This window comes from Bradyrhizobium sp. USDA 4504 (genome assembly GCF_054063995.1).
Window position 1 is genome coordinate 8,020,145 of the sequence record NZ_JBSSGV010000001.1, and the last position, 26,031, is coordinate 8,046,175.

Annotated in this window: 29 protein-coding genes and 1 pseudogene; 19 read left to right on the top strand and 11 right to left on the bottom strand. The window is 64.9% G+C overall.

What is annotated here, in order from left to right:
• Positions 1–155 precede the first annotated feature (155 nt).
• The 4 genes from ACVMB1_RS37535 (at position 156) to ACVMB1_RS37550 (ending at position 6,047) form a co-directional block, all read left to right on the top strand.
• Positions 156–572 (top strand): nuclear transport factor 2 family protein, encoded by a 417-nt coding sequence (locus ACVMB1_RS37535; RefSeq protein ID WP_076832836.1) that lies wholly within the window; start codon positions 156–158, stop codon positions 570–572.
• Positions 573–679: 107 nt separating this feature from the next.
• Positions 680–2,467, top strand: a complete 1,788-nt coding sequence (locus ACVMB1_RS37540) for an acyl-CoA dehydrogenase C-terminal domain-containing protein (protein ID WP_057016064.1) — start codon at positions 680–682, stop codon at positions 2,465–2,467.
• Positions 2,468–2,605: 138 nt separating this feature from the next.
• Complete coding sequence (locus tag ACVMB1_RS37545) at positions 2,606–3,814, top strand: acetyl-CoA C-acetyltransferase (protein ID WP_076832834.1); 1,209 nt, start codon at positions 2,606–2,608, stop codon at positions 3,812–3,814.
• A gap of 19 nt (positions 3,815–3,833) precedes the next feature.
• Positions 3,834–6,047: a 3-hydroxyacyl-CoA dehydrogenase NAD-binding domain-containing protein gene (locus ACVMB1_RS37550; protein ID WP_076832368.1), complete on the top strand. Its 2,214-nt coding sequence runs from the start codon at positions 3,834–3,836 to the stop codon at positions 6,045–6,047.
• A 305-nt stretch (positions 6,048–6,352) separates the two neighbouring features.
• Here the strand turns inward: ACVMB1_RS37550 and ACVMB1_RS37555 are convergent, their stop codons facing one another.
• The gene (locus tag ACVMB1_RS37555; protein WP_229191373.1) at positions 6,353–6,739 is read right to left on the bottom strand and encodes a hypothetical protein; all 387 of its coding nucleotides are present in this window, start codon (positions 6,737–6,739) and stop codon (positions 6,353–6,355) included.
• 158 nt (positions 6,740–6,897) lie between these two features.
• Entirely contained in the window at positions 6,898–7,515 is a 618-nt protein-coding gene (gene gstA / locus ACVMB1_RS37560; RefSeq protein ID WP_057016067.1) for a glutathione transferase GstA, read from the bottom strand.
• A 130-nt stretch (positions 7,516–7,645) separates the two neighbouring features.
• Here gstA and ACVMB1_RS37565 point away from each other — a divergent pair, with 130 nt between their 5' ends.
• The 3 genes from ACVMB1_RS37565 to ACVMB1_RS37575 all read left to right on the top strand — a co-directional run bounded on the left by ACVMB1_RS37565 (position 7,646) and on the right by ACVMB1_RS37575 (position 10,332).
• Positions 7,646–8,170: a MarR family winged helix-turn-helix transcriptional regulator gene (locus tag ACVMB1_RS37565; protein ID WP_016847103.1), complete on the top strand. Its 525-nt coding sequence runs from the start codon at positions 7,646–7,648 to the stop codon at positions 8,168–8,170.
• Between the two features lie 93 nt (positions 8,171–8,263).
• Positions 8,264–9,634, top strand: a complete 1,371-nt coding sequence (locus tag ACVMB1_RS37570) for a glutamate--cysteine ligase (protein WP_076832366.1) — start codon at positions 8,264–8,266, stop codon at positions 9,632–9,634.
• A 143-nt stretch (positions 9,635–9,777) separates the two neighbouring features.
• Positions 9,778–10,332, top strand: a complete 555-nt coding sequence (locus ACVMB1_RS37575) for a PAN domain-containing protein (protein ID WP_076832364.1) — start codon at positions 9,778–9,780, stop codon at positions 10,330–10,332.
• A 75-nt stretch (positions 10,333–10,407) separates the two neighbouring features.
• On the opposite strand, the gene ACVMB1_RS37580 is transcribed toward ACVMB1_RS37575, so the two are convergent.
• From ACVMB1_RS37580 to ACVMB1_RS37610, 7 genes and pseudogenes are all read right to left on the bottom strand, one after another.
• Complete coding sequence (locus tag ACVMB1_RS37580) at positions 10,408–11,331, bottom strand: IS3 family transposase (protein ID WP_253587443.1); 924 nt, start codon at positions 11,329–11,331, stop codon at positions 10,408–10,410.
• A 2-nt stretch (positions 11,332–11,333) separates the two neighbouring features.
• On the bottom strand, positions 11,334–11,741 hold the full coding sequence (locus tag ACVMB1_RS37585; protein ID WP_168857970.1) for a helix-turn-helix domain-containing protein: 408 nt from the start codon (positions 11,739–11,741) through the stop codon (positions 11,334–11,336).
• Positions 11,742–11,866: 125 nt separating this feature from the next.
• A pseudogene (locus tag ACVMB1_RS37590) lies at positions 11,867–12,432 on the bottom strand (nucleotidyltransferase family protein).
• On the bottom strand, positions 12,429–12,776 hold the full coding sequence (locus ACVMB1_RS37595; RefSeq protein WP_076832832.1) for an MmcQ/YjbR family DNA-binding protein: 348 nt from the start codon (positions 12,774–12,776) through the stop codon (positions 12,429–12,431). The pseudogene ACVMB1_RS37590 and the gene ACVMB1_RS37595 overlap by 4 nt, the downstream one beginning before the upstream one ends.
• 108 nt (positions 12,777–12,884) lie before the next feature.
• The gene (gene lepB, locus ACVMB1_RS37600; RefSeq protein ID WP_016847099.1) at positions 12,885–13,655 is read right to left on the bottom strand and encodes a signal peptidase I; all 771 of its coding nucleotides are present in this window, start codon (positions 13,653–13,655) and stop codon (positions 12,885–12,887) included.
• Complete coding sequence (gene tldD / locus ACVMB1_RS37605) at positions 13,655–15,079, bottom strand: metalloprotease TldD (RefSeq protein WP_076832361.1); 1,425 nt, start codon at positions 15,077–15,079, stop codon at positions 13,655–13,657. Before tldD ends, lepB begins: the two co-directional genes overlap by 1 nt.
• A gap of 273 nt (positions 15,080–15,352) precedes the next feature.
• Entirely contained in the window at positions 15,353–15,808 is a 456-nt protein-coding gene (locus tag ACVMB1_RS37610; RefSeq protein WP_083715159.1) for a winged helix-turn-helix transcriptional regulator, read from the bottom strand.
• A 132-nt stretch (positions 15,809–15,940) separates the two neighbouring features.
• Between ACVMB1_RS37610 and ACVMB1_RS37615 the strand changes: the two genes are divergently transcribed.
• Genes ACVMB1_RS37615 through ACVMB1_RS37625 form a run of 3 tightly spaced genes read left to right on the top strand, consistent with a single transcriptional unit; the run spans position 15,941 to position 17,482 of the window.
• A complete protein-coding gene (locus tag ACVMB1_RS37615) occupies positions 15,941–16,333 on the top strand; it encodes a DoxX family protein (RefSeq protein ID WP_076832358.1) in 393 nt (130 codons plus the stop codon).
• Between the two features lie 10 nt (positions 16,334–16,343).
• Positions 16,344–16,847 carry a DsrE family protein gene (locus tag ACVMB1_RS37620; RefSeq protein ID WP_076832355.1) on the top strand — a complete coding sequence of 168 codons (504 nt, stop codon included), beginning with the start codon at positions 16,344–16,346 and terminating at the stop codon, positions 16,845–16,847.
• Between the two features lie 35 nt (positions 16,848–16,882).
• The gene (locus ACVMB1_RS37625) at positions 16,883–17,482 is read left to right on the top strand and encodes a TlpA family protein disulfide reductase (RefSeq protein ID WP_210262973.1); all 600 of its coding nucleotides are present in this window, start codon (positions 16,883–16,885) and stop codon (positions 17,480–17,482) included.
• A gap of 118 nt (positions 17,483–17,600) precedes the next feature.
• Here ACVMB1_RS37625 and ACVMB1_RS37630 read toward each other — a convergent pair whose 3' ends face one another.
• Positions 17,601–18,149, bottom strand: coding sequence for an invasion associated locus B family protein (locus tag ACVMB1_RS37630; protein ID WP_076832351.1), 549 nt, complete (start codon positions 18,147–18,149; stop codon positions 17,601–17,603).
• Positions 18,125–18,448: a hypothetical protein gene (locus tag ACVMB1_RS37635; RefSeq protein WP_141341606.1), complete on the bottom strand. Its 324-nt coding sequence runs from the start codon at positions 18,446–18,448 to the stop codon at positions 18,125–18,127. The genes ACVMB1_RS37630 and ACVMB1_RS37635 overlap by 25 nt, the downstream gene beginning before the upstream one ends.
• Before the next feature lie 282 nt (positions 18,449–18,730).
• Here ACVMB1_RS37635 and coxB point away from each other — a divergent pair, with 282 nt between their 5' ends.
• The 9 genes from coxB to ACVMB1_RS37680 all read left to right on the top strand — a co-directional run bounded on the left by coxB (position 18,731) and on the right by ACVMB1_RS37680 (position 26,029).
• Positions 18,731–19,570, top strand: coding sequence for a cytochrome c oxidase subunit II (gene coxB / locus ACVMB1_RS37640; protein WP_026191935.1), 840 nt, complete (start codon positions 18,731–18,733; stop codon positions 19,568–19,570).
• Between the two features lie 81 nt (positions 19,571–19,651).
• Positions 19,652–21,268, top strand: a complete 1,617-nt coding sequence (gene ctaD / locus ACVMB1_RS37645; RefSeq protein ID WP_456849709.1) for a cytochrome c oxidase subunit I — start codon at positions 19,652–19,654, stop codon at positions 21,266–21,268.
• Positions 21,269–21,332: 64 nt separating this feature from the next.
• Complete coding sequence (locus tag ACVMB1_RS37650) at positions 21,333–22,271, top strand: heme o synthase (RefSeq protein ID WP_028334631.1); 939 nt, start codon at positions 21,333–21,335, stop codon at positions 22,269–22,271.
• 37 nt (positions 22,272–22,308) lie between these two features.
• A complete protein-coding gene (locus tag ACVMB1_RS37655; RefSeq protein ID WP_028334632.1) occupies positions 22,309–22,473 on the top strand; it encodes a hypothetical protein in 165 nt (54 codons plus the stop codon).
• 5 nt (positions 22,474–22,478) lie between these two features.
• A complete protein-coding gene (locus tag ACVMB1_RS37660) occupies positions 22,479–23,108 on the top strand; it encodes a cytochrome c oxidase assembly protein (protein WP_076832349.1) in 630 nt (209 codons plus the stop codon).
• 55 nt (positions 23,109–23,163) lie between these two features.
• Positions 23,164–24,060 carry a cytochrome c oxidase subunit 3 gene (locus ACVMB1_RS37665; RefSeq protein ID WP_057016083.1) on the top strand — a complete coding sequence of 299 codons (897 nt, stop codon included), beginning with the start codon at positions 23,164–23,166 and terminating at the stop codon, positions 24,058–24,060.
• A 203-nt stretch (positions 24,061–24,263) separates the two neighbouring features.
• Positions 24,264–24,650, top strand: a complete 387-nt coding sequence (locus tag ACVMB1_RS37670) for a DUF983 domain-containing protein (protein WP_026191934.1) — start codon at positions 24,264–24,266, stop codon at positions 24,648–24,650.
• Positions 24,647–25,417 carry an SURF1 family protein gene (locus tag ACVMB1_RS37675; RefSeq protein ID WP_076832346.1) on the top strand — a complete coding sequence of 257 codons (771 nt, stop codon included), beginning with the start codon at positions 24,647–24,649 and terminating at the stop codon, positions 25,415–25,417. The genes ACVMB1_RS37670 and ACVMB1_RS37675 overlap by 4 nt, the downstream gene beginning before the upstream one ends.
• Positions 25,418–25,477: 60 nt before the next feature.
• Positions 25,478–26,029, top strand: coding sequence for a GrpB family protein (locus tag ACVMB1_RS37680; protein WP_076832343.1), 552 nt, complete (start codon positions 25,478–25,480; stop codon positions 26,027–26,029).
• Positions 26,030–26,031: the final 2 nt, after the last annotated feature.

Here is a 26,031-nt window from a genome sequence, read left to right on the forward strand (position 1 = left end):
CCACCTCCATCTCAGTTCCCCAAAAGGTCATGCTGAAGTTCGCTTGACTTTATGCGTTAGTGTGCATATGCGTCAATATGCATATGGTGATCGGCGTGCCGCTGTCGCGTGCGCCGATGTCCAGGCTTCTTAACCCCGCCGCAGGAGACGTCCGAATGAGCAAGCCGGGCCTCGACAAGTGGTACGCCTACATGAAGTCCCACGACACCGCCGCCCTGTGGGACCTGCTGCATCCCGACGCGGTGTTCGAAAGCCCGGTCGTGCACACGCCGCAGCGCGGCCGCGACATCACCTTCAAATATCTCACCAGCGCCGCCAAGGTGCTCGGCGGCCCGACCTTCAAGTATCTCGGCGAGTGGCGCAATGACGCCGGCGCGGTGCTCGAATTCGAGAACGAGATCGACGGCATCAAGCTCAACGGCGTCGACATCATCACATTCGATGGTGACGGCCGGATCACGCATTTCAAGGTGATGGTGCGTCCGCTCAAGGCGATCAACCTGCTGCATCGGATGATGGGCGAGGAGTTGATGAAGCAAAGCGGCGCAACTTCGCAATCACAGTCGCGATAGCATCTGCCGCGGACCTCCGGAACCGGATAAGGTCCGCTCCAACAACCCAAGGACACGCTGCGCAGCGTCCGTCGCATATGCGGCCACGTGCCAGCCGGGAGACCAGCATGCCAACCTACAAAGCCCCCGTCGAAGACGTCAGCTTCCTGCTCAACGACGTTTTCCAGATCGACCGCTACGGCAATCTTCCCGGCTTCACCGATGCCTCGGCCGATGTACGCGAGGCGATCCTCGGCGAGGCCGCCAAGCTCAGCGAAGAGGTGCTGCAGCCGCTCAATCGCACAGGCGATCTCGAAGGCTGCAAGCGCAATGACGACGGCAGCGTCGCCACGCCGAAGGGCTTCAAGGACGCCTTCAAGCAGGTCGCCGAAGGCGGCTGGCTCGGCCTCTCGGCGCCGACGGAATTCGGCGGCCAGGGCCTGCCGGTGACGCTCTCGCAGGCGGTCAACGAATTCCAGATCTCCGCCAACATGGCGTTCTCGATGTATGGCGGGCTGACCATGGGCGCGACCGCGGCGCTCCTGGTGCACGGCACCCCCGAGCAGAAGCAGACCTATGTGCCGAAGATGGTCGCCGGCCAGTGGACCGGCACCATGAACCTGACCGAGCCGCAGTGCGGCACCGATCTCGGCCTGCTCCGCACCAAGGCGGTGCGCCAGGCCGACGGCAGCTTCAAGATCACGGGCACCAAGATATTCATCTCCGCCGGCGAGCACGACCTCACTGAGAACATCATCCATCTGGTGCTGGCGCGCATCGAAGGCGCGCCGGCCGGCATCAAGGGCGTCTCGCTGTTCGTGGTGCCGAAGGTGCTGGTCAATGCCGACGGCTCGCTCGGGGCTCGCAACGGCGTCAGCTGCGGTTCGATCGAGCACAAGATGGGCATCCACGGCAATTCCACCTGTGTGATGAACTACGACAACGCCACCGGCTGGCTGATCGGCGAAGAGAACAAGGGCATGCAGGGCATGTTCGTGATGATGAACGAGGCTCGCCTCGGCGTCGCCGTGCAGGGCCTCGCGCAGTCCGAGGTCGCCTATCAGAACGCGGTCGCCTATGCCCGCGAGCGCCTGCAGGGCCGCTCGCTGACCGGCGTGAAGGAACCCGAGAAGCCGGCCGATCCGATCATCGTGCATCCCGACGTGCGCCGCACGCTGCTCACCATCCGCGCCTTCAACGAGGCAGCGCGCGCCATGGTGGTGTGGACCGCGCTGAAGAGCGACGTCGCGCACCGCTCCAACGACGCTGGGGATCGCCAGGCTGCCGACGATCACATGGGCCTGATGACGCCGGTGCTGAAGGGCGTCCTGACCGACACCGGGTTCGCCAACACGGTCTCGGCGCAGCAGATGTTCGGCGGCCACGGCTACATCGCCGAGCACGGCATGGAGCAGTTCGTGCGCGATGCGCGCATCGCGATGATCTATGAAGGCGCCAACGGCATCCAGGCGCTCGACCTGGTCGGCCGCAAGCTGCCGCGCGACGGCGGCCGTGCCGCGATGGCGTTCTTCGGCGAGGTCGGCGCTTTCGCCAAGGAGCATGGTGCCGACGAGGCTATGAAGCCGTTCATCACCCCGCTCTCCACCGCGCTCGGCCATCTGCAGCAGGCCACCGGCTGGCTGATGCAGAACGCGCTGGCCAAGCCCGACAATGCCGGCGCCGCGGCGACCGACTACATGAAATTGTTCGGCCTCGTCGCGCTCGGCTACATGTGGGCGAAGATGGCCAAGGTGGCGCAGGACAAGGCCGCCGCCGGCACCACGCCGTACCTCAACACCAAGCTCGTGACCGGCCGCTTCTTCATGGAGAAGTTGCTGCCGGAGACCGCCGTGCATCTGGCCCGGATCCAGAGCGGCAGCGCCACCACGATGGAATTGGCCGCGGAAGCGTTCTGAAGCGTTTTCCAGCGAAGTGGAGACCGGTTCGCGTGAAGAAAACGCGTCAAACAAGAAAGCCTTGAAAAATTGCCGCCGCACGGCTGCGGCGGCGTGTCCTTCCGTATATATTATGATCCTCATATCAAGGAGGGCGTCATGCCTGAGGCATACATCTACGATCACGTTCGTACCCCGCGCGGCCGCGGCAAGGCCGACGGCGCACTGCACGAGGTCACCGCGCTGGCGCTCGCCACGGTGCCGCTGAAGTCGCTCAAGGAGCGCAACAGTCTTCCCGAGGACTCCGTCGACGACGTCGTGCTCGGCGTGGTCGACCCGGTCGGCGAGGCCGGCTCGGACATCGCCCGTTTCGCGGCGCTGAACGCCGGCCTCGGCGAGAAGGTGCCGGGCGTGCAGATCAGCCGCTTCTGCGCCTCCGGCCTCGATGCCGTGAACTTCGCCGCAGCCCAGATCATGAGCGGCCAGCATGAGCTCGTGATCGGTGGCGGCGCGGAATCGATGAGCCGCGTCGGCATCGGCGCCTCCGGCGGCGCCTGGCCGATGGATCCCTCGATGGCGGTGCCGGCCTATTTCATGCCGCAGGGCATCTCGGCCGATCTGATCGCGACCAAATACGGTTTCTCGCGTGACGACGTCGACGCTTACGCGGTGCAGAGCCAGCAGCGCGCGGCCAAGGCCTGGGACGAGGGCCGCTTCGGCAAGTCGGTGGTGCCGGTCAAGGACGTCAACGGCCTGACCATCCTCGCCAAGGACGAGCACATGCGCCCGACCACGACGATGCAGTCGCTGGCGCAGCTGCAGCCGTCCTTCGCGGCGATGGCGGCGATGGCCGGCTTCGACGCGGTGGCGATGCAGTCGCATCCCGAGGTCGAGAAGGTCAATTACGTGCATCACGCCGGTAATTCCTCCGGCATCGTCGACGGCGCCGGCGCCGTGCTGCTCGGCAGCAAGGAGGCGGGCGCCAAGCACGGGTTGAAGCCGCGGGCGAAGATCCGCGCATTCGCCAATATCGGCTCGGAGCCCGCGATGATGCTGACCGGCCCGGTCGACGTCACCGAAAAGCTGTTCGAGCGCTCCGGCATGAAGAAGTCGGACATCGACCTGTTCGAACTCAACGAGGCCTTCGCCTCGGTGGTGCTGCGATACATCCAGGCGTTCGACATCGACAACGCCAAGATCAACGTCAATGGCGGCGCGATCGCGCTCGGCCATCCGTTAGGGGCGACCGGCGCGATGATCCTCGGCACCGTGCTCGACGAGCTCGAGCGCACCAACAAGGAAACCGCGCTGGTGACGCTGTGCATCGGCGGCGGCATGGGCACCGCCACCATTATCGAGCGCGTCTGAGGCGAGGGGAGCGAGCAACATGGCTTACAAGAATTTCAAGTTCGATGTCGACGCCGACGGCATTGCGCTCGTCACCTGGGACATCCCTGATCGTTCGATGAACGTGTTCGACGAGATCTCGACCCAGGAGATCGGCGAGATCATCAAGCAGACGACCAGCGATCCTGCGATCAAGGGTGTCGTAATCACCTCGGCGAAGGAGGCGTTCTGCGCCGGCGCCGACCTCTCGATGCTCGAGGGCATGAACCGCTCTTACGCGCAGCTCTTCAAGGAGAAGGGCGAGGAAGCCGCGAACCAGATGCTGTTCGAGCAGAGCCGCCAGATGTCGCAGTCGTTCCGCGCGATCGAGACCTCGGGCAAGCCGTGGGTCGCCGCGATCAACGGCCTTGCGCTCGGCGGCGGCTTCGAGATCACGCTGGCCTGCCACTACCGCGTCGCGGCCGAGAACCGGAAGACCCGGCTCGGCCTGCCCGAGATCAAGGTTGGCCTGTTCCCCGGCGCCGGCGGCACCCAGCGCGTGCCGCGTCTTGTGCAGCCGGCGGACGCGATGCAATTGCTGCTCAAGGGTGAGGCGGTCAATCTCACCCGCGCCAAGGCACTCAACCTGATTCACGCGGTGGTGCCGGCAGCCGACCTGATCAAGGCCGCGAAGGACTGGATCAAGGGCGGCGGCAAGGCGGTCGCGCCGTGGGACGAGAAGGGCTTCAAGCTGCCCGGCGGCCCCGTCTTCTCCAAGATGGGCATGCAGATGTTCCCGGCCGGCAACGCGATCTATCGCCGCGAGACCTACGACAATTATCCGGCCGCGCGCGCCATCATGAGCTGCGTCTATGAGGGCCTGCAGCTTCCGATCGACGCCGCGCTGCGGGTCGAGTCGCGCTACTTCACCAAGGTGCTGCGCTCGAAGGAAGCGGCGGCGATGATCCGGTCGCTGTTCCTGTCGATGCAGGAACTGAACAAGGGCGCCCGCCGCCCGGCGGGCGTGCCGCCGACCAAGGTCAAGAAGCTCGCCGTGATCGGCGCCGGCTTCATGGGCGCCAGTGTCGGCTATGTCTCGGCGCAGGCCGGCATCGACGTCGTGCTGGTCGATCGCGACCAGGAAAGCGCCGACAAGGGCAAGGGCCACGCCAAGACCGTGGTCGACGGCCTGATCGCCAAGGGACGGATGAAGCAGGACGCGGCCGATGCCATCTTGGCGCGGATCTCGGCCACATCAGACTACAACGTGATCTCGGACTGCGACCTCGTCATCGAGGCGGTGTTCGAGGATCGCAAGGTCAAGGCGGATACCTATGCCAAGGCCCAGCCGCTGCTGAAGCCGGGCGCGATCTTCGCCTCCAACACCTCGACCCTGCCGATCAATTCGCTGGCCGAGGAGTTCAAGGATCAGGGCAAGTTCATCGGCATCCACTTCTTCTCGCCGGTCGAGAAGATGATGCTGGTCGAGATCATCCTCGGCAAGAACACCGGCGACGTCGCGCTGGCGACCGCACTCGACTATGTCCGCGCGATCGGCAAGACGCCCATCGTGGTGAACGACTCCCGTGGCTTCTTCGCCAACCGCTGCGTGATGCGTTACATCTCCGAGGGCAACGAGATGCTGCTCGAGGGCGTGCCGCCGGCGATGATCGAGAACACCGCCAAGATGGCCGGCATGCCGGTCGGGCCGCTGTCGCTGCAGGACGAGGTCGCGCTCGATCTCGGCCTGAAGATCACCAAGGCGACCGAGGCCGATCTCGGCCCCAACGCGATCGACCAGGCGCAGAAGAAGCTGATGGTCGAGATGGTCGAGAAGCAGGGCCGCTTCGGCCGCAAGAACGGCAAGGGCTTCTACGACTATCCCGAGAAGGGCAAGGGCCAGAAGAGCCTGTGGCCGGGGCTCGCCAATCTGCAGCCCAAGCAGCTCGATCCCGACACGCTCAGCGTCGAGGAGTTGAAGCAGCGCTTCCTGGTGGTGCAGGCGGTGGAGGCCGCGCGCACCGTCGAGGATCACGTCATCACCGACGTGCGCGAGGCCGATGTCGGCTCGATCCTCGGCTTCGGCTTCGCGCCGTTCACCGGCGGCGCGCTGTCCTACATCGACTTCATGGGCACCAAGAACTTCGTCGCACTCTGCCACAGCTTCGAGAAGAAGTACGGCTCGCGCTTCACGCCGCCGAAGCTGCTCGAGGAGATGGCCGCCAAGGGCGAAACCTTCTACGGCCGCTTCCCGCCGAAGAAGCAGGCGGCGTAAACTTCTGGGGCGAACTCGCGCAGGATCAAGCCGGTCATCGATCCGACTTGATCCTGTTGCGCGACGGTCATGCGCGTCAAAGTCCCGCCACGCTCGTTCCCCACTGGCACCACGCTGCTGGCATCACTCTTGCTCGTCGATCGCCGGGGCGACGATCAGCGTGAGGGTGTCGTGCGATGAGTTCTGCGTTCAAGGAAGGTGCCGCGGAGATCGCGCCGAAGGATTCCTTGTTTTCCTTGCGGTCATCGCGGTGGCGGAAGCCGCTGCGTCTGCGGGGCAAAGGCCCGGCATGGGCCGGCCTCGCGCTACTCGTTCTGGCCGCGGATATTGTGCTCGCCGCGACGGTCTGGCAGGCCGTCAATTTCTTCCGCCATTGAGCCGTCAGTCTCCGGAGAGAGCAAGGCGCCAGCGAGATAGGCGAACTGGTTGAACGCGAGACAGGCGACGACGATCGGAGCGCCAGTGGCAAAGGAGAAGCCGTCGGATTGGAGCACGATCGCCGCGAGCACCGCGACCAGCGGCGACTCCAGCATCAATGTCCAAACCCGAAAGTACAAACTGGTTGCCAGCCCAACCAGGGTGCTGGTCAATAAAAGGGTAAAGGCGATCGTCACATTTTTAGACCAGTTGGAGCGGAGGGCGCGCCGCAGGTCATAGTCGGTCAGTTGGATCGCGCGAACAAGGACGGCCACGCCCTCAGCCGGAACTACACCGACTTAGTATTAATCGCTTTAATGCAGGTTAAATTGAGACGTTCCGCCTCCGGTGTCGAGAGAGAGGATCGGCGAACCCACAACAAAAAAGAGCCGGATCGGCCGACCCGGCTCTATCGCGGTCGCTGTGAGCGAGCTCAGGCCGCCTTGAGCAGGCCTTCCTTCTTCAGCGCCTCCTGCACCTTCGGGCGCGCCGCGACGCGGGCCTTGTAGGCGGTCACGTTCGGCAGGCCGGAGAAGTCGAAGCCGAGCCGATCCTGCGCCCACATGATCATGGTGAAGAGGTAGCCGTCGGCGACCGTGAACTGGTTGCCCATCAAATAGTCGCGTCCGGCGAGCTGGCTCTCGACATATTTGAACTTGCCCATGGCGCGGTCCTTGAAGAAGGCCTTGGCGTCGTCGGCGAGCACGGGCGAAAACATCGGGCCGAGATTCTTGTGCAGCTCGGTCGTGGTGTAGTTCAGCCATTCGAGCAGCTTGTAGCGCTCGTTGGAGTCCCGCGCCGGCGCCAGCTTCTTGTCGGCGGCCTTGTCGGCGATCATCTGGATGATGATCGGCCCCTCGGTGACCATCTCGCCGGTATCCAGCGCCAGCGCCGGCACCTGGCCCTTGGGGTTCACCTGGAGGAAATCGTCGCCGTTTTCGAGCTTCTTGGCGCGGAGATCGACCTTGACCAGGTCGTAGGGCAGCCCGGCCTCGAGCAGGGCGATATGGGGGGAGAGGGAGCAGGCACCGGGGGTGTAATAAAGCTTCATAGGGGTATTCCTTCCCTTGTTCTTGGCGTCCGGAGAGGGATTGCCTACATGCGCCTGCATGAAATAGTCAAGATTGATGCAGATGCATTCAGTGCGGTACAGTCGGTGCCGGGACCCTATGAGCTAGACCATGAAACGCAAGCTATCGAGCGAGGCGACGGCCGCCTGGATCCGCCTGATGCGGGTGCCGAGCCGGGTGCTGGACTGCGTCGAGCAGGATTTGAAGAAGGCCGGTTTTCCGCCGCTCGCCTGGTATGACGCTTTGCTCGAGCTGTCCCGCGCGCCGTCGGGCGAGCTGCGCCCGGTCGAGCTCGAGCGCCAGATGCTGATCCCGCAATATTCGACCTCGCGGCTCATAGACAAGCTGGTCGACGAGGGGCTCGCCGCCCGCCGCGAATGCAAGATCGACAAGCGCGGCCAGTTCGTCGAGATCACCGAGGCTGGACGCGAGCTGCAGAAGCGGATGTGGAACGCCTATTCCGCCGCGATCGACAAGCATGTCGGCTCGAAATTATCCGACGCCGACGCAACCAGGCTGTGCGGCCTGCTCGACCGGCTCGGCTGCGCCTGCGGCGACGCCAAAGGCGACGTCAAGAACGAGACCAAGGCTGACAGCAAGGCTGCGCCTGCGCGAGACGGCGTGCCTGCCCGATGATATTGCTGATTCCATCATCCGCAGCCGTTGTGGCTCGCGGATGTCCCTGCCACCGCGCGCCTTCGATCGAAGCGCCCTTGAGTTGGATTATCTATGGCGCGTGACCAGATCGACATGACGCCGCTGCAGTCGCGCGACGAACTCGTGGCGTGGCTTGAAGCCGGCGTGAAGCCTGAGTCCGAATTCCGGATCGGCACCGAGCACGAGAAGACTCCGTTCACGCTGGAGGGCCATCAGCCCGTGCCCTATGAAGGCGCCAAGGGCATCGGCGCGCTGCTCGAGGGCATGAAGCTCTTGCTCGGCTGGGAGCCGATCATGGAGCGCGGCAACATCATCGGCCTCTATGATGTCACCGGCGGCGGCGCGATTTCGCTCGAGCCCGGCGGGCAGTTCGAACTGTCGGGCGCGCCGGTCGAAACCGTGCATCAGACGCAGTCGGAATTGATGGCGCATCTGGCGCAGGTGCGGGAGATCGCAACCCCGCTCGGCATCGGCTTCCTCGGCCTCGGCATGACGCCGTCCTGGTCGCGCGCGCAGATCCCCATGATGCCCAAGGGGCGTTACAAGATCATGCGAAACTACATGCCGAAGGTCGGCAAATACGGCCTCGACATGATGTTCCGGACCTGCACGGTGCAGACCAATCTCGACTTCTCCTCCGAAGCCGACATGGTGAAGAAGCTGCGGGTGTCGCTGGCGCTGCAGCCGATCGCGACCGCCTTGTTCGCCAACTCGCCGTTCACCGAAGGCAAGCCCAACGGCTTCCTGTCGTTCCGTTCCGAGATCTGGCGTGACACCGACAATGCGCGCAGCGGCATGGTGCCGTTCGCATTCGAGGACGGCATGGGCTTCGAGCGCTATGTCGATTACGCGCTCGACGTTCCGATGTATTTCGTCAAGCGCGGCGAGGAATATATCGACGTCTCCGGCTCCTCGTTCCGGGATTTCTTCGCCGGCAAGAATGCCGCCTTCCCGGGCGAGCGCCCGACCTTGTCGGACTGGGCCAATCACCTCTCGACGATCTTCCCCGAGGTGCGGTTGAAGCGTTACCTCGAAATGCGCGGCGCCGACGGCGTGCCGTGGGGCCGGCTGCCGGCGCTGCCGGCGTTCTGGGTCGGGCTGCTCTACGACAATGACAGCCTCGACGCCGCCTGGGACATCGTCCGCCACTGGACCGCGCCGGAGCGGCAGGCGCTGCGTGACGACGTGCCGCGTTTCGGCTTCAAGTCGCGGATCAAGGATCGCTATCTGTTCGAGATCGCCAAGGAGTGCCTGATCCTGTCGCATGCCGGATTGCGGCGGCGCGGCCGGATCGATCATCTCGGACGCGACGAGAGCCGCTTCCTCGAACCGCTCGAGCGCATCATCGAGGCCGGCCGCTCGCCGGCCGAGGAGATGCTGGAGAAGTTCAACGGTCCCTGGAAGGGCTCGGTGGAACCGGCCTATCAGGAATACGCCTTTTAGTCCCCGCTTGGATCCGATCCGGGCGTGAGGCGCGCGCGAACGGCGGTGGTGTCGCACCCGCCGTTCATCCGCCGTACAGGTTCATGGCGTTCAAATGACGCCCCGCTAAACGCGCGGGGCTGCGCGAATTTGAAAGCAATCTCATGGGGATAGGCCGCCACTTTAGGGCGTGTGTGGTGATGTTTGCGGTCCTTGCGGCCGCGGTCGTCGCGCGCCCGGCATTGGCGCAGACCAATTTCGACCGCCCCGGCGGCGACTATCTCAACGCGCCGGTGACGACGGGCGATCCGGCCGATTGCGCGCTGACCTGCGAGCGTGACCGCCGTTGCCGCGCCTGGAGCTTCAACTATCCGACCGACGCCAATAATGGGGCGGTGTGCTGGCTGAAGAGCACCGTGCCGCCACGGGTGCAGAACGTCTGCTGCGTCTCCGGGGTGCGCGGCGCGGGTGTGGTCGAGCCGCGCAACGGCGCCATCGAAACCTCGATCGACCGGCTCGGCGGCGACTACAAGAATTTCGAGCTGAAGAGCAGCGACGGCGACGAGGCCTGCCAGGCCGCCTGCACCGCCGACAACAAGTGCCGCGCCTGGACCTACGCCCGGCCCGGCTATGCCGGCCGCGACGCGCATTGCTTCCTGAAGAAAGAGATCAAGCCGCCGCGCCGCAAGGCGGGGTTCACGTCGGGCGTGGTGCGTTGATTCTGTAGCCCGGATGGAGCGAAGCGCAATCCGGGACCGCGCTCTGAACTGCACCCCTGATGTGAGACACGATAATCAGGGACAGGTGCCGAGCGCTTGAGGCGGCTGGGCGGGTTGATGGGTTACGGGCGCGATGCGGGGCTGCTGCGCAGCAGCCCTGCATCGCGGTAAACTTGCTTCGAACTCGGCTGGCGGCCGATAAGCCAGGGCCGAGTGTAGCCGTTGGCGATTGTACACCTCCTCGATGAAGGCGCCGATTGCATTTCTGGCATGCTGCGCATCGCGGTAAGTCTGGCCGTTGACCTCCTCCTGTTTGAGGGTCTTCATGAAGCTCTCCGCCTTGGCATTGTCGTAGGGATTGCCGACCCGGCTCATGCTCGGGGCAATGTCGTGCCGCTGAAGTAGGTCCGTGTAGTCGCCGCAGGCATACTGGATGCCGCGATCGGAGTGGTGGATCAGGCTACCGGGCGTCGGCTGGCGCGCCGCCAACGCCATGGAGAGCGCTGTAACCGCCAGACGCGCCTCCAGGTGCGTTTCCAGAGCCCAGCCGATCACGCGCCGGCTGAAGGCATCGAGCATGATGGCGAGATAGGCGAACTCCTCCTGCAGACGGATGTAGGTGATGTCCGCCACCCAGAGCTGGTCGAGGCCATCAGGCACCATGCCGCGGGCGAGGTTCGGTACCACGCGCCAGGGGTGGCGCGAGTCTGTCGTCACAGGCACGAACGGCCGCTGCCGCAAGCACAACAGATTGTCCTCTCGCATCAGGCGCAGCACGCGTTTGCCGTTCACCGCCAAGCCCTCACGGCGCAACTGGGCGGCGATGCGGCGATAGCCGTAATGCCGATAGGCAAGCGCCAGCCGCTGGATCGCGTCCCGCACGCCGGTTTCTTCGGCACGTGGGGCGGAAGCCGCCCAGTGCCGGTAATAGCCGGCCCGACTGACGCCAGCCAGCACGCACATCCGCTCGATCGTCAGCTCGCCTTGCCGCGGGGGCATCGTCATCGCCTGGATGACCGCGTAGACCCCGTCACGCCAGGCCCGGTGCTCGGCCGGCGTGCTTCCTTGACCCGCCGCAAGGCTTGCCGAAAAAAATCCAGTTCAATCTGCTGCTGGCCGATCTTGCGCTCAAGCTCGGCAATGCGCTCCGGCGCACCAGGGTCGGCAGTCGCAACATCGCGTGCCCGCTCCTTCACGCTCGGCGCAACCGCATCACTTTTGCGCGGCCGGCCGATCGGCCGCAGCGCCTCCGCCCCGCCGGCACGAAATAGATCGCGCCATGCATAGAGGTCCTTACGCAACACATTCAGCTCCTGGGAAAGAGCCTTTATGCGCTCACCCGCCAGAATGCGACGGACCGCCTCGAGCTTAAACTCTCGGCTGAAAACACGGGGTGATTTGTTGGACATACATTCTCCGTTAGAGAACTGTCCCTAATTTCCCGTGTCTCACTTTTGGGGTGCACTCCACTCACCGCGGACGGGCCTGCCCCGGATTTCGCTGCGCTTCATCCGGGCTACGAAGCGACGACAGGCTACTCCGCCGCCAGCACCGTGATCTCGGGCCAGAGCGCCTTCCAGCGCGCCGCCTTCGTCGCATAGTTCGCCGGCGAAAAGTTCGCGGTTCGGTTCGGCCGCACGATCATGCCGGCGACATCATCGAAACCGTTCGGCGCATAGACGTCGTAGCCGCGCGTGGTGCGGCGGATGCCGATCTGCGTGTTTTCGGTGAGGAAGCGATCGATGCCGTCGATCGAACGCGACAGCGCCGGGTAGGACAGGCCGTGCTTGTCGGGATACCAGAGATGGACGCGGGCCTGGTTGCGCACCTCGATCGCGACACCGAGATGGCCAAGCCGTGCCTTGAGTTCGCGAATCACGGCGTCCTCGCCTCCCATGAGGTATCCGGATCGAAATAGAAGATGTCGTGGTCGCTGATGCCATGATCGAGCGGCCGGCTGGTCAGCACGTTCCACACGGTCTGCACTAGGCAGCCGGCGACCAGCCACGCATCGGGCAAGCCGAGGCGGTACAACTCGTCGGTGATGGCTTGATTGGCCGGGTTGCGCAGCGCGGCTGCGAGGAATTCGTCCTGCGTCACGACGAGGCGGTCGCGTCGTAGTCCCGGACCGCCTTCTTCGACGCCAGCGTGCGCCAGTGCCGGCGCCGCAAGGGCTCGACGGTGTGACGTTTGGCCTTCGACAGGCGGATCAGGACCGTCGGGTAATCGCGGTAGTGATCGGTGAAGTAGAACACTTGGGGCTGATGCTCGACCAGCACGTCGCGTTCCTCCGGCGGCACGCCCGGCATCACCAGGCTGTCGCCGTCCTCCTTGAGCCGCACCAGCATCTTGTTGCGCACCCTCAGCGCCGGCGTGCCATAGGACGAGCCGTCCTCGACCTCCGGCCATGCCAGCGCGATGTGCCTGATGTCGTCGAAGGTCACGACTATCATCCCGCAAGGAATGTAGCCCGGATGGAGCGAAGCGAAATCCGGGACATCTTGCCGAGTGGGAGATCCCGGATTGCGCAGCGCTCCATCCGGGCTACGCGTCTACTGCACCGAGGTGAAGAAGCGCGCGAGGCGGAAGCCTGAGAGCCAGGTCCAGACCGGCTGGCTGCGGATGCCGAGGTCCCAGGAGCCGACCACGGCGTCGGCGCGGCCGATCAGATTGTCGATCGGCAAGAGGCCGACGCCGCCGTCGCGCACCGGCACGCGGCTATCGGCGGAATTGTCCCGATTGTCGCCGAGCACGAACAGTTTGCCCGGCGGCACCGTCACCTCTTGGGTGTTGTCGAGCCGGCCGTTGTCGCGAATCTTGAAGATCGCGTGGTTGACGCCGTTCGGCAGCGTCTCGATGTAGCGATACGCCTCCTCGCCGCCGCCGCGATCGTCTTCGGCGAAGCCGGTGCCGTCGGGCTTCAGCGTCGCCGCATGATCGTTGATGAAGAGCTGACCCTGCCGCATCTGGATGCGGTCGCCGGGCAGCCCGACCACGCGCTTGACCCAGGCCTGCGAGCGGTCGCCCGGCCAGCGGAACACGACAACGTCGCCGCGCTTCGGCGTCTCGCCGAACACGCGGCCGGTTTCCGGCAGCGTGATCTGGATCGGCAGCGAAGCCGCGCCGTAGCCATAGGGATATTTCGAGGCGACCAGCGCGTCGCCGATCAGCAGCGTCGGCTCCATCGATCCCGACGGCACGTAGAACGGCTCGGCGATCGCGCCCTTGGCGAGGAACACGACGGCCACGATCGCGGCCAGTTGCACGGCCTGCCCGCGCCAGCTGGTCGGCTTGGCCGTCACGACTTCGTTTCCGCTGCTCACTAGCCCGTTCCTCCGACCGTAATCCGTTCCATCCTGAGCGTCGGTTGGCCGACGCCGACCGGCACGCCCTGGCCGTTCTTGCCGCAGGTGCCGATTCCCGTATCCAGCGCAAGATCGTTGCCGATCATGGTGATCCTGTGGAGATCGGTCGGTCCGTTGCCGATCAGCATGGCGCCCTTCAGCGGCGCGCCGAGCTTGCCGTTCTCGATCTTGTAGGCTTCGGTGCACTGGAACACGTATTTGCCCGAGGTGATGTCGACCTGGCCGCCGCCGAAATTGGCGGCGTACATGCCGTTCTTCACCGAGGCGATGATCTCGGCCGGGTCGCGGTCGCCCGACAGCATGTAGGTGTTGGTCATGCGCGGCATCGGCACATGGGCATAGCTCTGCCGACGACCGTTGCCGGTCGGCTTCATGCCCATCAGCCGGGCGTTCTGGCGGTCCTGCATGTAGCCGACCAGAATGCCATCCTCGATCAGCACGGTGCGGTTGGTCGGCGTGCCCTCGTCGTCGATCGAGAGCGAGCCGCGGCGCGAGGCCATGGTGCCATCGTCGACCACGGTGACGCCCTTGGCGGCGACCTGCTGGCCCATCAGGCCGGCAAAGGCGGAGGTCTGCTTGCGGTTGAAGTCGCCCTCGAGCCCGTGGCCGACGGCCTCATGCAGCATCACGCCGGGCCAGCCGGCGCCGAGCACCACGTCCATCTCGCCGGCGGGCGCCGGCACCGATTCGAGATTGACCAGCGCCTCGCGCAGCGCGCCGTCGGCGGCGTCGCGCCAGGCCTTGGTCTCGATGAAGCGGGCATAGCCCTCGCGGCCGCCATAGCCCTTGCTGCCGCTCTCCTGGCGGTCGCCCTGGCCGGCGACGACGGAGATGTTGACGCGCACCAGCGGGCGGATGTCGCGATAGCTCTCGCCGTCGGGCCGCAGGATCTCGACCACCTGCCAGGTCGCGGTGAGGCTGGCCGAGACCTGACGCACCCGCGGGTCCTTTTCCCTGACATAGGCGTCGATCTCGCCGAGCAGCTTGACCTTGGCCTCGAACGCCGGGCCGTCCAGCGGGTTCTCGTCGCCATAGAGCTTGATGTTGGTGTGGGCGGGCGCCGCGGCGAAAGTGCCGGCATAGCCGCCGCGCACGGCCGCGACCGCATCCGCGGCGCGGATCAGCGCCGGGATCGAGACGTCGGAGGAATGCGCATAGCCGACCGCGTCGTCCTTGACCGCGCGCAGGCCGAAGCCCTGCGAGGTGTCATAGGTCGCCTGCTTCAGCCTTCCGTTGTCGAACACCAGCGCCTCGGTCTGCCCGAACTCCAGGAACAGCTCGCCGTCGTCGGCGCCTTCAAGGCCGCGGGACACCTCGCGGCGGACAGCATCGCGGTCTAGATTGGCGCGGTCGAGCAGGGAGGTCGTGGCGGGATTGGTCATGGTCACTCCGACGCAATGCGATTGCTTGGCGATTCCTCGTCATCCTTGCCTGAAGCGCAACTGATTGCCAGTGGGGAACCCGGAAGCCAAGGATTTCGGGGGATTGAAGCAGAGACGAGCGGAAAACTCATCTTACAACCCGGAAACCTGTACCGGTCCCGGTTCAGGCCCGGACGGCGATCATCAAAGATAGTGGTTGGGGTGGCAAACCGGGAGTGCCTGCGGCTATGCGGTCGATCACAGTGCCCCGTCGGGCTCGTCACCTTGTCGTCATCACCTTGAGCGCCGATCCGCCTTCCGCGGCTGGCTTTCGCGCTCGGCTGCATCGGCCGATTGCGGCTTCGGCTGCGCGGTGCCTTGTGCCGAGGTCGGAAAGCCATGCTCCTGCGCCCACCGGTACAGCTCGTCGAACACCGGCTTGAGCGCCTTGGCGGACGGCGTCATCTCGTACTCAACCCGAGGCGGCACCTCGGGATAGACCGTGCGCTTGACGAGACCGTTGGCCTCGAGATCGCGCAGCTGCGTGGTCAGCATGTGCTGGGTTACGCCGGGGATCGACTGGCGCAGCTCGCCGAATCGCCGCTTGCGCTCGACCAATTGCCAGAGGATGTCGCCCTTCCATTTCCCGGCCAGCACCGACAGCGCGCGATGAAATTGCGCGGACAGGTCGCCGTTGCACGGCTCGGACGCCACCGGAGGCTCGGCGGGCTCAATAGTCAGTTTTTTCATACTACCTCACAAAAAGCATCCTACTTGTTCTTTTCATCTTACTCCCGAATTTAGACCACCGAAAGCCGCGGGCCAGCCGCCGATCGGTCGGGTGGCCGCGGTCCGGCCTTACGAACAACTCGGGAGTCATCAATGTCAGTTGCAGTTGCCGCGGCGCCGTCGCGCTGGAAATCCGTCAGCCTCTGGGTCGTCAGGGGACTGCTCGCTTTGGCCTTTGCCGCCGCTGGCGCCGCCAAGCTCTACGGTGTGCCTATGCTGGTCGAGGAATTCGAGCATATTGGGCTCGGTCAGTGGTTCCGCTATTTCACCGGATCGCTGGAGCTGCTCGGCGCGGTCCTGATCCTGCTGCCCCCGGTCGCGGCGTTCGGCGGCGTGCTGCTGAGCTGCATCATGGTCGGCGCCACCATCACGCATCTGTTCGTGATCGGCGGCTCGCCGGTGCCCCCCCTCGTGCTGCTGACATTGAGTGTGATCGTCGCCTACGCCAAGCGTAGCCAGTTCGCCCTGCTCGCGAGCGCGCCGTGAGGCGAGCGCGATGCGCATCTCTCGCCGCACGCTGACGGTCGTGACCGGGCTGGTGCTGGCCTTCGCGGTGCCGTTCGCCGCGACAATGCTGCTCACCGGTTCGGTCGCGGCGGTCTCGAAGCCCGAGCCGAAGAAGCCCGAGCCGCGCGTGCACCAAGTTGTGCTGCCGATCAACAGCGACGACCCGACCTCGATGCGGGCGCTGATCTCGACCGCGCTCAACCTCCCGAAATATTATCGGGAGCGCAACGAGCCGTTCGAGATCGAGGTCGTCGCCTACAATGCTGGCGTCCACATGCTGCGCGCCGATACCTCGCCGGTGAAGGATCTGCTGCGGGTGGTGCGGGGGCTCACGCCCGACATCCGCTTGGTTGTCTGCGAAGCCACCAAGCTCGGCATGGAGCGCGCCGAGGGACATCCGCTGGTGCTGCTCGATCATGTCGACCTGGTGCCGAACGGGCCCGGGCGCATCATCGAATTGCAGGAAGCTGGCTGGTCCTACATCCGGTCCTGAGCGATGTGGCCATCAAGCCAAGCGGAGAACTTGTCATGACGTCAGCTCACGCACCGACGCGCCGCGCGGTCGTTGCCGGCATGATTGGCGCCGGCGCCTCGCTCGCAATGCCCACCGGAGCTGCGCGCGCAGCGTCGGGACCGCCGCAATTCGGCACCATCCGGCATCAGTTCACGCAGGTCGAAGGCGCCCGCCCGGTGCCGCCGGTCGCGATCCCGGCGCTCGCCGGCGGCGCGCTCGATCTCACGGCGTTCAAAGGCAAGATGGTGCTGGTGAACTTCTGGGCCACCTGGTGCGCGGCGTGCCGGACCGAGCTGCCGATGCTGGACCGCCTTGCCGCCAGCGGCCGTCGCGATCTCGTGGTCGTCGCTATCAGCACCGATCGCAACCGCGCGCCGGTCGCGCCCTACGTCAAGCAGCTCAAGCTGCGCCACCTCGCGATCGGCTTCGATCCCGGTGGTCTCGTCTCGCGCGTCGACGCCGCCGAGGTCGATACGCCGTTCGCGCTCTACGGCATGCCGATCTCATTTTTGATCGGCATCACCGGGCAGGTCGAAGGCTACATGACGGGTGAGGCGGACTGGCTGTCCACGGAGGCGATCGCGTTGTTCGACTATTACGCCGGCGTCCGTTGAGATGGCGTAGCCCGGATGAAGCGCAGCGCAATCCGGGACTGGTCAATCCGCGATGATGGCGGCCCCGGATTGCGCTGCGCTCCATCCGGGCTACGCTTTCCTGTGCCGCTCGGCGCCGCTAGGGCAATTTGTCATACCCCTCCGCCAGGCCATTCAGGCTGAGCGGAAAGCCAATCCCTTCCTCGGGCGTCTCGAAGATGATGAAGGTCGCGGTCTTGGCGTTCTTGAGCTGGCCGAGCAGCTTGTCGTCCATCACGACCTCGGCGACGCAGCCATTGGGCAGGCATCTCACGAAACCGGCGCGGCCGACGTCCTGATTGTCGAGCTTGAGGCCGAGGCCGGAGGGCAGCAGCACGCCGAGCGGCGCGACCACGCGCATCAGGCGGCTCTTCTGGTCGGCGGTCTTCAGCACGATCACGGTCAGGCCGGCATTGGAGCGGTCTTCCGCTACCACGCTCTGGATCAGCGCGCATTGCTCGGCCTGGGCGCCGGGCGGAGTGTCGCAGCGGATCTGCCAGTCGCCGTGGACCGAGCGCACCGCGCCTTGCGCGTTCGCCGGCTGGGTCAGGCCAAGAGAAAGGCCAAGAGAAAGGCCGAGGCAGAGGGCCAGAATCGCGAGGCCGCCGAGCCGGCTGGCCATCGTCAAACGAATGTTCGAAGCGCCCATCCGGGTCGATCCTTATAGATGTTCGGTCGGTCCGGCCGTCCGCCGGTAGCACGCGCGCCACGATGCGCTTCCCGGAAGCGAATCATGATCTCATCTTCTTGTTTGAGCATGATCTTTCGGAAAACCGGTTTCCACTCTTCCGGATCATGCTCAGGCGTCGACTGATACCGCAATGACGGCGCCTTGAAGGCGATCGTGAAGCCATTCTCGCGCCGGATTGGGGCAGCCCGCAGCGAATCAGGTTCCTGTGCGCTGCCCTGTCTGTGGGTACATCCGGTAATCCCCCTGTCAAGCGGCATGGACAATTGGTCCAAGTGCTTTCGCTTGATTTTGCGGGAAAAATCGCAAGCGGCAGCTTCATCGCAGGCGCATGGCTTTCGGCCCCACTACTGCATTGCGAGCGCCGGAGAATTATGGTTTGAGAGGCTGGATTTCGACGCGTTCTAGCGATCTGGCTCCCGTACCCACCTTGACTCAGAGACGGGTATGTCCGGAAGGCCATTTGTCAGGGCGGATCGTGCTGCATTTTCGGCCACATGCCGGGGGTGCTTTGGGGAATAATGCAAGGGAGCGCGAGCGGCATGAAGATGTCGATTGGCCGGTTGGGCAGGCAATTGCTGGGGTTGGCGGTGGCGGGTGTGGCGTCTGTCGCCGCGGGATCGGCCTTCGCCGAAATGGGGCAGCCGGCGCCGTGGGAGCACACGCTGCAGGAAGGCGTGACCCCGGTGATGGAAAACATCATCTGGTTTCACAATTTCCTGCTGGTACTGATCACCCTGATCACGCTGTTCGTGCTCGCGTTGCTCATCATCGTGGTGGTGAAGTTCAACGCCAGGGCCAACCCGGTCCCCTCCAGGACCACCCACAACACGCTGATCGAGGTGGCCTGGACGCTGATCCCGGTGCTGATCCTGGTCGGCATCGCGGTGCCGTCGTTCCGCCTGCTGTTCCTGGAGCTCGACGTGCCGAAGCCGGATCTCACGGTGAAGGTCACCGGCAAGCAGTGGTACTGGTCCTACGCCTATCCGGATAACGGCAAGTTCGAGTTCGACTCGCTGCTCGACAAGGACAAGCAGCCGCGCCTGCTCGGCGTCGACAACGAGATGGTGGTCCCGGTCAACAAGGTGGTGCGGATCCAGACCACCGGCGCCGACGTGATCCACTCCTTCGCGGTGCCGGCCTTCGGCGTGAAGATCGACTCGATCCCCGGCCGCCTCAACGAGAGCTGGTTCAAGGCCACCAAGACCGGCGTGTTCTACGGCCAGTGCTCGGAACTGTGCGGCAAGGACCATGCCTTCATGCCGATCGCGGTCAGGGTCGTGAGCGACCAGGAATTCGCGACCTGGGTCGAAGGCGCGAAGAAAAAGTTTGCGACCAACCCGGCGAATTCCTACGCCTCGGCTGGTCAGGCGGCGCAGTAAGCCTCACGGCTTACGGCGCGGATGGAATAAGGGCGACGGGACCGCAAGGTCCAAGAGGGACTGCAAGGCAGGATTTTGAACATGGCGACAGGCGCAGCGACACACGACGATCACGCCCATGACGATCACGCCCACCATCCGACCGGATGGCGGCGTTATCTCTACTCCACGAACCACAAGGACATCGGTACGATGTACCTGATCTTTGCGGTGATCGCGGGCATCATCGGCGCGGCGATGTCGATCGCGATCCGTGCCGAGTTGATGTATCCGGGCGTCCAGATATTCCACGAGACGCACACCTATAACGTGTTCGTGACCTCGCACGGCCTGATCATGATCTTCTTCATGGTCATGCCGGCGATGATCGGCGGCTTCGGCAACTGGATGGTGCCACTGATGATCGGCGCGCCGGACATGGCGTTCCCGCGCATGAACAACATCTCGTTCTGGCTGCTGCCGGCCTCGTTCGCGCTGCTGGTGATGTCCACCTTCGTCGAGGGTGAGCCGGGCGCCAAAGGCGTCGGCGCGGGCTGGACCATGTATGCGCCACTGTCGACCTCGGGCCATCCGGGACCGGCGGTCGATTTCGCGATTCTCTCGCTCCATCTCGCGGGTGCCTCGTCGATCCTCGGCGCCATCAACTTCATCACCACGATCTTCAACATGCGCGCGCCGGGCATGACCCTGCACAAGATGCCGCTGTTCGTGTGGTCGATCCTGGTCACCGTGTTCCTGCTGCTGCTGTCGCTGCCGGTGCTCGCCGGTGCGATCACCATGCTGCTGACCGACCGCAATTTCGGCACCACCTTCTTTGCGGCTGACGGCGGCGGCGACCCGGTGCTGTTCCAGCATCTGTTCTGGTTCTTCGGTCACCCCGAAGTGTACATCCTGATCCTGCCCGCCTTCGGCATGATCAGCCAGATCGTCTCCACCTTCTCGCGCAAGCCCGTGTTCGGCTATCTCGGCATGGCCTACGCCATGGTGGCGATCGGCGGCATCGGCTTCGTGGTGTGGGCGCACCACATGTACACCGTCGGCATGTCCTCGGCGACGCAGGCCTATTTCGTCGCCGCCACGATGGTGATCGCGGTGCCGACCGGCGTGAAGATCTTCTCGTGGATCGCCACGATGTGGGGCGGCTCGATCGAGTTCAAGGCGCCGATGATCTGGGCGATCGGCTTCATCTTCCTGTTCACCGTCGGCGGCGTCACCGGCGTCGTGCTGGCCAATGCCGGCGTCGACCGCGTGCTGCAGGACACCTACTACGTGGTGGCGCACTTCCACTACGTGCTGTCGCTCGGCGCCGTGTTCGGCATCTTCGCCGGCTGGTACTACTGGTTCCCGAAGATGTTCGGCTACATGTACTCGGAGCGGATCGCCAAGGCGCACTTCTGGTTTACCTTCGTCGGCGTCAACCTGGTGTTCTTCCCGCAGCACTTCCTCGGCCTGTCGGGCATGCCGCGCCGTTATGTCGACTATCCGGATGCGTTCGCCGGCTGGAACCTGATCTCCTCCTGGGGCTCGTACATCTCCGGCATCGGCGTCCTGATCTTCATCTACGGCGTGATCGATGCCTTCGTCCGCAAGGAGCAGGCCGCGAACAATCCGTGGGGCGCCGGTGCGACCACGCTGGAGTGGACGCTGACCTCGCCGCCGCCATTCCACCAGTTCGAAGTGCTGCCCCGCGTGCAGTAAGTCCACGACAACGCGGCGCACTTTAAGGGTGCGCCGCGCCTTTTGAGAGAAGCGAGACCTGATCTTGTCGGTTGTCGATCACAACGCCATCGAGCTGCCCCGGATCTCCGAGGCCGAAGTGGGCGACTACATCGCGCTGTTGAAGCCGCGCGTGATGTCGCTGGTGATCTTCACCGCGCTGGTCGGGCTGATGATCGCGCCGGTGCACGTGCATCCGGTGCTGGCATTCACCTCGATCCTGTGCATCGCGGTTGGCGCCGGCGCCTCCGGCGCGCTCAACATGGCCTATGAGGGCGACGTCGACGCGCTGATGACGCGCACCGCCAACCGGCCGATTCCGCGCGGCCGCATCACGCAGACCGAGGCGGCCGCGTTCGGCATCACGCTCGCCTTCTTCTCGGTGATGACACTCGGCATTCTGGTCAACTGGGTGGCGGGTGCGCTGCTTGCCTTCACCATCTTCTTCTATGCCGTGGTCTACACGATGTGGCTGAAGCGCTGGACCGCGCAGAACATCGTGATCGGCGGCGCCGCCGGTGCCTTGCCACCGGTGGTGGCTTGGGCCGCCGCGACCGGATCGCTCTCGGTCGAGCCGATCCTCCTGTTCCTGATCATCTTCTTCTGGACTCCGCCGCACTTCTGGGCGCTGGCGCTGTTCCGCAGCGACGACTATGCCCGCGCCGGCATCCCGATGCTGCCGGTCGTCGCCGGTCCCGACGCGACCCGGCTGCAGATTCTGCTCTACACCATCGTGCTGGTCGCGATCGCGCTGGCGCCGTGGCCGCTCGGCTATTTCGACGCGATCTACGGCGTCACCTCGCTGGTGCTCGGCGCCGGCATGCTGTGGCTGGCCATCGAAGTCTATCGCCGCCGCGAGGGTACGGCTGCCAACCGCGCCACGCGCCGGCTGTTTGCCTTCTCGATCCTCTATCTGTTCGCGCTGTTTGCCGTCCTCCTCGCCGAGGTCGTGGTCCGCGCGATTGCGCCTGTCTTCATCGGATAGGGAGCCGGGGGGCGAGATGGGGGCGCATGGGATATCAATGGACGAGAAACGCGAACCAGAAGGCATCGTCCTCACCGAGGCGCAGCTCAAGAGCCGCCGCCAGCGCTCGATCGCCATCGCGCTCGCGCTCGGCATCCTGGTCGTGCTGTTCTTCGCCGTCACCCTCGTCAAGGGGCCGGCCGTGCTGGTGCGGCCGCTGTGAGTGAGATGGCCAACCAGGGACCGCAGCAGGGTGAGGGCGCCAAGGTCACGCGCCGCACGCTGACGCGCGACGCCGTGGTTGCCTCGATCTGCGGCTTCGTCGTGGTGCTGATGGTCGGCGCGTCCTACGCAGCCGTGCCGTTCTACAACTGGTTCTGCCGCACCACCGGCTTCAACGGCACCACCCAGGTCGCGACCTCGGTGCCTTCGGATGCGCCGCTCGAGCGCACTATTTCGGTCAGCTTCGATTCCAACGTCGCGCCGGGCCTGCCCTGGAAGTTCGAGCCGGAGCAGAACACGATCGACGTCAAGATCGGCCAGGTGGTCACGGTCTACTACACTGTCACCAACCAGTCGGCGCGCACCACCACCGGCCAGGCGTCCTACAATGTCGCGCCGTTGACGGTCGGCGCCTATTTCCAGAAGATCAACTGCTTCTGCTTCACCGAACAGACCATGGCGCCGGGCGAAAAGCGCGAGATGGCCGTGGTGTTCTATGTCGATCCGGCGCTGGCCAAGGACAGCGAGAACGACACGCTGAAGACGATCACCCTGTCCTACACCTTCTTCCCCGTGCGCGACGCCGCGCCGAAGCCCGTGGCGGCGGGCGAGGCGGAACAGCGCAAGGGCGGCTAGTTTCGGAATTTAAGATTTAAGACGTGCCTTGCGGCACGCGAATGGAGAGACGGCAATGGCTGAGGCGCAAGTCAAGCATCACGACTATCATCTCGTCGACCCGAGCCCATGGCCGGTGGTCGGCTCGATCTCGGCCTTCATCATGGCGTTCGGCGCGATCGGCTGGATGCACCACATGTTCTCCGCCGCCCCGATCGTGTTCGGCGTCGGCACCATCGGCGTGCTCTACACGATGGCGAGCTGGTGGGGCGACGTGATCAAGGAAGCCCAGTACAAGGGCGACCACACCCGCGTGGTGCAGATCAGCCACCGCTACGGCATGATCCTGTTCATCGCCTCCGAGGTGATGTTCTTCGTCGCCTGGTTCTGGGCCTTCTTCAATGCGGCGCTGTTCCCGGCTGACGCGGTGCATGCCACCCGCGATGCGGTGTTCGGCTGCGGCGCCGGCACGGCGATGGGCGCCTGCTCCGTTCCCGGTACCTGGCCGCCGCACGGCATCGAGACCTTCGATCCCTGGCATCTGCCGCTGCTCAACACGCTGCTGCTCCTGACCTCCGGCACCACCGTCACCTGGGCGCACCATGCGCTGCTCGAGAACGACCGCCAGGGCCTCAAGCAGGGCCTGATCCTTACCGTTATCCTCGGCGCTCTCTTCACCTGCGTGCAGGCCTATGAGTACGCCCATGCGACGTTCTCGTTCGGCGGCAACGTCTATGGCGCGACCTTCTTCATGGCGACCGGGTTCCACGGCTTCCACGTGCTGGTCGGCACCATCTTCCTGCTGGTCTGCCTGATCCGCGCCTACGCCGGCCACTTCACGCCGAAGCAGCACCTCGGCTTCGAGTTTGCCGCCTGGTACTGGCACTTCGTCGACGTGGTCTGGCTGTTCCTGTTCATCTGCATCTACGTCTGGGGCCATGGCGCCGAGACGATGGCCCACGGCGCACACTAATTGCCGGCCGACGTGCTAAAAAGGGGCGGCCGAATGGCCGCCCCTTTTTGTTTCCCTTCTGCCCTTGTGGGAGAAGGTGGCGCGGATGTAATCCGCGCCGGATGAGGGGTCTCCATCCGCGGAGACAGACCCCTCACCCGGCTACATCTCGCTCCGCTCGATTTCGCCACCCTCTCCCACAAGGGGAGAGGGGAAGGAGCCAAATGACCGATACCCCGCCGACCGTCACTGAGAGCGCACTGCGCGGCATCGCCTGCCGCTGCCCGCGCTGCGGCAAGGGCAAGCTCTATTCCGGCTTCCTGACGCTGGCGCCGCGCTGCCAGGCCTGCGGCCTCGACTTCGCCTTCATCGATTCCGGCGACGGGCCGGCGATTTTCGTCATCATGCTGGCCGGCGCGATCGTGGTCGCGGCGGCGCTGATCGTCGAGGTGAAGTACCAGCCGCCGTTCTGGGTGCATGCCGCGCTGTGGCTGCCGTTGATCCTGGTCACCACGATCCTGCCGCTACGATCGATGAAGGCACTTCTGATCGCGCTGCAATTCCACCACAAGGCCGCCGAAGGCCAATTGATCGAGCGCGACCCGAAATGAATGATGTGACGACGCGCCGGCCGAGCGCGGCCGGCTTCGGCATTTTCACGTTGATCCTGATCGCGGTATTTATCGCCCTCGGTTTCTGGCAATTGCAGCGCCGGGTCGAGAAGCACGCGCTGATCGCAGCGCTCGAGGCGCGGCTGGCCGCGCCGACCGAGGCGCTGCCGCCGCCGTCGGCATGGCCGACGCTGACCTCCGCCAAGGATGAATTCCGCCGCGTGACCCTGACCGCGACCTATGCGAAGCAGCCTGACGCGATGGTGTTCAGCTCCGGCTCCGCCGTGCGCGACGACATTTCGGGTCCCGGCACGTGGGCGTTGCTGCCGGCGACGCTCGCCAGCGGCGAGACAGTCGTGATCAACACCGGCTTTGTCCAGAACACGATGCAGGATCGCGCCTTCGAGGATCGCGTGGTCGGCCGCCTCGTCACCGGCGCGCCGGTTGAGCTCACGGGCTATATCCGCTTTCCCGAGCCACCGGGCCGGCTGACGCCGAAGGAAGATATCTCGAAGCGGCTGTGGTTCGTGCGCGACCATCGCGCGATGGCGCAAGCGCTCGGCTGGGGACAGGTCGCGCCGTTCTATATCGACCTCGAGGCGCCGGTGCCCGACAGCGGCACGCCGAAGCCCGGACCGCTCAAGGTGCGGCTCAAGGACGACCACATGCAGTACGCCATCACCTGGTTCTCGCTGGCCGCTGCGGTCACGATCGCCTTCGGCCTGTGGTGGCGCGGCCACCGGCGCCGCGCCTCTGGTCGAACCTAGTCGCATCATGGTTTGATTGACCCGCGAAGGGGACTTCGCGGCAAGCAATCAGGGTGTGCCATGGAGAAATACGGCGCCGGGCCAATCGTTGTCCTGGACTATGACCCCAACTGGCCAGCCATGTTCGAGACGGAGCGCGCGAGGATCGAGCACGCGCTCGGCTCGCTGGCCCTGGCCATCGAGCATGTCGGCAGCACCGCGGTTGAGGGCTTGCCGTCGAAGCCGATCATCGACCTGATGGTCGGTGTCCCCGGCCTCGCGGAGGCGCGGGAATGCTGCATCGAGCCGATCGAGGCGCTCGGCTACCACTACATACCGGAATACGCGGCGTGGCTGCCCGGCGAGTTGTTCTTCCGCAAGGGCCCTCCGGGGCCGTGGACCCATCATCTGCATCTGATGGAGCCATCCAATCCGCGCTGGGAAACGCTGCTGGTGTTTCGCGACTATCTTCGCGCGCACGCCGAGGTGTCCCATGCCTACGCCGAGATCAAGCAGGCCCTTGCTGCCTCCTCAAGAGAGGACATCGCGGCCTATCGCAACGGCAAAACGCGCTTCGTCGAGGAGACGACGGCGAAGGCCCGCGCGTGGCGCGCGAACCTGTCCGGTCGATAGCG